This window comes from Streptomyces sp. NPDC059142 (genome assembly GCF_042755665.1).
Lineage (GTDB): Bacteria > Actinomycetota > Actinomycetes > Streptomycetales > Streptomycetaceae > Streptomyces.
On the sequence record NZ_JBHZDA010000008.1, the window covers coordinates 54,600 to 60,976 of the forward strand.

Sequence of the window (6,377 nt, forward strand, 5' to 3'; positions counted from 1 at the left end):
CGGGGTCCTCTCGCTCGGTGCCGCCGGCCCCGACGTCCTGCTGCGGCTCTTGGCGGCCGCCGGGATCGAGGCGCCGTTGTGGTGCGTCACCCGGGGCGCCGTCTCCGTGGGCAGCGCCGACACCGCCGCCGACCCCGAGCAGGCGGCCGTCTGGGGGCTCGGCCGGGTCATCGCCCTGGAGGAGCCCGCGCGTTGGGGCGGACTCGTCGACGTGGACCAGGTCGCCGACGCCCGCACCGCGGACCGTCTGCGGGCCGTCCTCACCCAGGCGGGCGGCCCCGCCGAGGACCAGGTCGCGCTGCGCGCCTCCGGTGTCCACGGCCGCCGGCTGACCCGGGCCACCGGCCGGCCCCAGCAGCCGCGGGCCGTCTGGCGCCCCACCGGGACCGTTCTGATCACCGGAGCCCCCGAGGGCTTCGCCGGACACGTCGCCCGCTGGGCCGCCGGACAGGGCGCGGCCGAGGTCGTTCTCGCCGGGCCCGGCGCCGCGCCGGACCCGGCGGCCGGACCGGACACGGTGAGCGCGCTCCGCGCCGATCTGGAAGCGGCCGGCGCCGCCCTCACCCTCGTCCGGCACGACGACCCGGCCGACGCCGGTCCGCTCCAGGACGCCGTGGCCGCGCTGCCGGCCGACCGTCCGCTCACCGCCGTCGTCCACACCGGCGACACCGGCGCGCGGACGGTGCCCGTACCGTCCGAAGTACGCTCCGCCTACGCGGCGTTGACCACCGCCGTCGGTGATCTGCCGCTGGACGCGTTCGTCGTCTTCGGCTCGATCTCCGCCGTCTGGGGCGTCAGCGGACAGGGCGCGGGCGCCGCCGCCGGTGCCTGCCTGGACGCCCTCGTCCAGGAACACCGCACCCGTGGCACCAACGCCGTCTCCGTCGCCTGGGGCGCCTGGCAGGGCGCGGGTCCCGACGGGCTCGCCGCCCATCTGCGCGCCAACGGCCTGCCCGCCATGGCACCGGACCGCGCGCTCGCCGTACTCGCCGCGGTGACCGGGGAGGCCGCCGCGGACCCGGCGGCCACCGCGTCCGTGACCGTCGCGGACGTCGCCTGGGACCGGTTCGCCCCGGCGTTCACCCTGACCCGGCCCGGTCCGCTGTTCACCGCCCTGCCCGAGGCACGCGAGGCCCTGCGCACCACCGACGGGGACGGCGCCGACGCCGGGACCGCCGCCGAACTCCGCGACCGGCTGCGGCGCTCGGACCGCGCCGACCGCGTCCGTACCCTTCTCGGCCTGGTGCTCACCGAGGCCGCCTCGGTCCTCGGCCACGCCGACGCGGGCGCCGTACCGGCCGAGCACGCCTTCAGGGACCTCGGCTTCGACTCGCTCACCGCCGTCGACCTGCGCGGCCGGCTCGCCACCGGCACCGGCCTCACCCTGCCCGCGACCCTCGTGTTCGACTACCCGACACCGGTAGCCCTCGCCGAACACCTGCTGTCCGAACTCCTCGGCGAGGACACCGCGTCCGTCGCCGCCCCGGTCCGCGCGGACGCCGACGGGGACGACCCGATCGTCATCGTCGGCATGAGCTGCCGCTACCCGGGCGACGTCCGCTCGCCCGAGGACCTGTGGGACCTGCTCGGCGCCGGGACCGACGCCATCGGCGGCTTCCCCACGGACCGCGGCTGGGACCTCGAACGGCTCCTGCACGGCGACCGGGACGGCCGGGGCCGCAGCGTCACCCGTGAGGGCGGATTCCTCTACGACGTCGCCGACTTCGACCCCGCCTTCTTCGGGATCTCACCCCGCGAGGCCCTGGTCATCGACCCGCAGCAGCGGATCGTGCTCCAGGCGGCCTGGGAGGCCCTGGAGCGGGCCGGTATCGACCCCGCCGCCCTGCGCGGCGGCGACACCGGCGTCTTCGTCGGCGGCGGCAGCGGCGACTACCGCCCCGCCATCGGCCAGTCCGGACACGTCGAGACCGCCCAGTCCGCGAGCCTCCTCTCCGGCCGCCTCTCCTACACCCTCGGACTCGAAGGCCCGTCCGTCAGCGTCGACACCGCCTGCTCCTCCTCCCTGACCGCCCTGCACCTCGCCGCCCAGGCGATCCGCTCCGGCGAGTGCTCCCTGGCCCTCGCGGGCGGCGTCACCGTGATGTCCACCCCGGTCGGCTTCGTCGAGTTCGGCGAGATGGGCGCCCTCTCCCCGGACGGCCGCTGCAAGCCCTTCTCCGACGACGCCGACGGCACCGCCTGGGCCGAGGGCGTGGGCATGCTCGTCGTGGAACGCCTCTCCGAGGCACGCCGCCGCGGCCACGACGTCCTCGCCGTGCTGCGCGGCTCCGCCATCAACCAGGACGGCGCCTCCAACGGCCTGACCGCCCCCAACGGCCCCTCCCAGCAGCGCGTCATCCGCAAGGCGCTGGCCGCCGCCGGCCTCACCGCCGGCGAGGTCGACGCGGTGGAGGCGCACGGCACCGGCACCACCCTCGGCGACCCCATCGAGGCACAGGCCCTGCTGGCGACGTACGGACGCGACCGCGACCCGCGGCGCCCGCTGCTGCTCGGCTCCGTCAAGTCCAACATCGGCCACACACAGGCCGCGTCCGGCGTCGCCGGGATCATCAAGATGGTCCTCGCCATGCGCCACGGCACCCTGCCCCGTACGCTCCACGCCGACCGGCCCTCCCGCCATGTCGCCTGGGACCCGGACGCGGTACGGCTGCTCACCGGGACCGCCGACTGGCCCGAGACCGGACGGCCCCGCCGCGCGGCGGTCTCCTCCTTCGGCGCCAGCGGCACCAACGCCCACGTCATCCTCGAACAGGCCCCCGATACGCCGGAACCGGCCGCACCCGCCGCTGTCGTACGGCCGCTGCCCGTACCGCTCTCCGCGGCGAGCGCGGACGCCCTGGCCGACCAGGCCGCCCGGCTCCGCGACCGGCTCACCGCCGCTCCCGGGACCCCGGCGACCACCGCCGACCTGGCGCTCTCCCTGGGCACCACCCGCTCCGCCTTCGAACACCGCGCGGTGCTCGCCGTCGCCGGACACGACGAACTCCTCGACGCGCTCACCGCGCTCGCGGAGGGCCGCGGCGACGCGGCCGTACTGCGCGGGCGGGCCGCCTCCGGTGGCCGGACCGCGTTCCTCTTCCCCGGCCAGGGCTCCCAGCGAGCCGGCGCGGGACGGGCCCTGTACGCCCGCTTCCCGGTCTTCGCGGCGGCCCTCGACGAGATCCTCGACCACTTCGACCGGGTACTCGACCGCCCGCTGCGCGAGGTGATGTTCGCGGCCGAGGGCACACCCGAGGCCGACCTCCTCGACTCCACCGGCTGGACCCAGCCCGCCCTCTTCGCACTCGGCGTGGCCCTGCACCGGCTCGTCGAGTCGTGGGGCGTACGGCCCGACCTGCTGGCCGGACACTCGGTCGGCGAGATCGCCGCCGCGCATGTCGCCGGGGTGTTCACCCTGGAGGACGCCTGCCGGATCGTCGCCGCCCGCGCCCGCCTCATGCAGGCACTCCCGGCCGGCGGCGCCATGCTCGCCGTCCGCGCCGCCGAGGACGAGGTCACCGCGCGCCTCACCGAGGGCGTCTCGCTCGCCGCCGTCAACGGCCCGGAGGCCGTCGTGGTCTCCGGCGACGAGGACGCGGTGACCGCGCTCGCCGACGAGTTCGCCGCACTCGGCAGGAAGACTAGGCGTTTGCGGGTGAGCCATGCGTTTCACTCACTCCACATGGACGCCATGCTTCAGGACTTCGAACGGGTCACCCGGAGCGTGTCGTACACCTCGCCGAAGCTGCCCCTGGTGTCGAACCTCACCGGGGAACCGGCCACCGACGACCAGGTGTGCGACCCCCGGTACTGGGTCGAGCACGTACGCGGCGCCGTCCGCTTCGGCGACGGTGTCCGTACCCTCGCCGCCCGCGGCGCCACCCGCTACCTCGAACTGGGCCCCGACGGTGTGCTGTGCGGGCTCGCGCAGGACACCCTCGACACCCTCGCCGACGAGAACCGGCCCGCCCCCGCGGTCGTCCCGGCGCTGCGCACCGGACGCGACGAGGAGCGCTCCCTGATCACGGCGGTGGCCCGGCTGCACGCGGCCGGCCAGCCCGTCGACTGGCCGGCGCTCCTGGACGGCACCGGCGCCCGCCGTGTCGACCTGCCCACCTACGCCTTCCGCCAACAGCGTTTCTGGCCCGACGAGGCGCCCGCCGCCCCCACCGAGCAGGTGCCGGACGCCGGGGACGCCGCCTTCTGGGCCGCCGTCCAGGACGAGAAGTTCGACTCCCTCGCCGGGGAGCTGGGCGTGGACGGCGACGCGCTGCTGCGGGTCCTGCCCGCGCTGCGCGACTGGCGGCGCAAGCAGGGCGACCAGGCCACCGTCGACGGCTGGCGCCAGCGCATCGCCTGGCGGCCCCTGAACCGGGCCACCGCCAAGGCCCCCACCGGCGACTGGCTCGCCGTGGTGCCCGCCGGCCACGCCGGCCACCCGTGGACCACCGCCGTACTGCGCGCCCTCGGCGCCGGTGCCCGCATCGTGGAGACCACCGGACAGGACCGCGCCGCACTCACCGCCGCGCTCCGCGCCCACCTCACCACGGACACCCCGCCGACCGGCGTCGTCTCCCTGCTCGCCGTCGCCGGACGCACGGGCGACACGGACACCGGACGTACGGGGGCCGTGGACGCCGGGCTCACCGACGGCGTGCCCACCGGGGCGGCCCTGACGGCCACCCTGATCCAGGCCCTCGGGGACGCCCGTGTCGACGCCCCGCTCTGGTGCCTCACCCGCGGCGCCGCCGCCGTCTCGCCCGCCGAGACCGTGGCCGCACCGCTCCAGGCCGCCGTCCACGGACTCGGCCGGGTCGCCGCACTGGAGTACCCGCAGCGCTGGGGCGGCACCATCGACCTGCCCCTCGCCCTCGACGAGCGGACCGCGGAGCGCCTGGCCGCCGTCCTCGCCGACCCCGAGGGCGAGGACCAGCTCGCCGTCCGGCCCGGCGCGGTCTTCGGCCGCCGCCTCGCCGCCGTACAGCCCGGCACACCGCGCGACTGGCAGCCCACCGGCACCGTCCTGATCACCGGCGGCACCGGCGCCCTCGGCGCCCGCACCGCCCGCAGGCTCGCCGGGGCCGGCGCCCGCCGCCTGGTGCTCCTCAGCCGCACCGGACCCGACGCGCCCGGCGCCGCCCAACTCGCCGCCGACCTGCGCGCACTGGGCGCCGAACCCGTCATCACCGCCTGCGACACCGCGGACCGGGACGCGCTGGCCGCCGTCCTCGCCGCGACCCCAGACCACGCGCCCCTCACCGGCGTGATCCACACCGCGGGCGTTCTCGACGACGGTGTCGTGGACGGCCTCACCCCCGAGCGGTTCGCCGCCGTGTTCCGCGCCAAGGTCACCTCGGCGCTGCTCCTCGACGAACTGACCCGCGGCCACGACCTGGAGGTCTTCGCCCTCTTCTCGTCCGCGTCCGCCGCGGTCGGCAACCCCGGCCAGGCCACCTACGCGGCGGCCAACGCCGTCCTCGACGCCCTCGCCGAACGGCGCCGCGCCGAAGGACTCCCGGCCACCTCCGTCGCGTACGGAGCCTGGGGCGGGGAGGGCATGGCCGACGGTGTCCGCGCCGCCGCGCTCGCCCGCCGCACCGGCATCCGGCCGCTCGACCCGGACCTCGCCGTCCTGGCCCTGCGCCAGGTCGTCACCGGCACCGACCCGGTCGCCGTCGTCGCTGACGTCGAACCCGACCGGTTCGTCCGCGCCTTCACCACCGTCCGGCCCAGCAGCCTGCTGGCCGAGATGCCCGCGTACGCGGCCCTCACCGCCCGCCCGGCCACCACCGAGGGCGACACCGGGCGACCGGGCACCGCACTCAGGGACCGGCTCGCCCGGCTCCCCGAGGGCCGCCGCGCCCCGAGCGTCCTCACCCTGGTGCGGGAACGCGCCGCCGAGGTCCTCGGCCACACCGGAACCGACCAGGTCGGCCCCGACAAGGCCTTCCGCGACCTCGGATTCGACTCACTCGGCGCCGTTGAGCTGCGCAACCAGCTCAACGCCGCCACCGGACTCACCCTGTCCGCGACCCTCGTGTTCGACCACCCCACCCCCGCCGCCCTCGCCGACCACATCCTCGGACAGCTCCTCCCCGGCGACGCCGGCACCCCCGGTGCCGACAACGCCGAGGAACGGGCCGTGCGCGCCGCCCTCAGCGGCGTCCCCCTGGACCGGCTGCGCGAGAGCGGACTCCTGGACCAGCTGCTGGAACTCGCCGGGCAGAGCCCCGCCGTGACCGGCACCGACCAGGACACCACGGCCGCCGACGGCGCCGACGGCGCGTACGACGCGTCGATCGACGCCATGGAGATCGACGCTCTGGTGCAGGCGGCACTCAACGGCAACCCTGACGAAGAGCAGGACTGACGGAGCC

1 protein-coding gene (only partly in view) is annotated in these 6,377 nt (G+C 76.6%); it reads left to right on the forward strand.

The window, feature by feature from the left end; translation table 11 throughout:
• Positions 1-6,370, forward strand: partial view of a type I polyketide synthase gene (locus tag ACFXPK_RS05495; RefSeq protein WP_385071931.1) — the 3' portion only. The gene continues 8,981 nt to the left of window position 1, outside the view; the window shows 6,370 of its 15,351 coding nt (coding positions 8,982-15,351); its start codon lies beyond the left edge, outside the window; its stop codon occupies positions 6,368-6,370.
• Positions 6,371-6,377 lie beyond the last annotated feature (7 nt).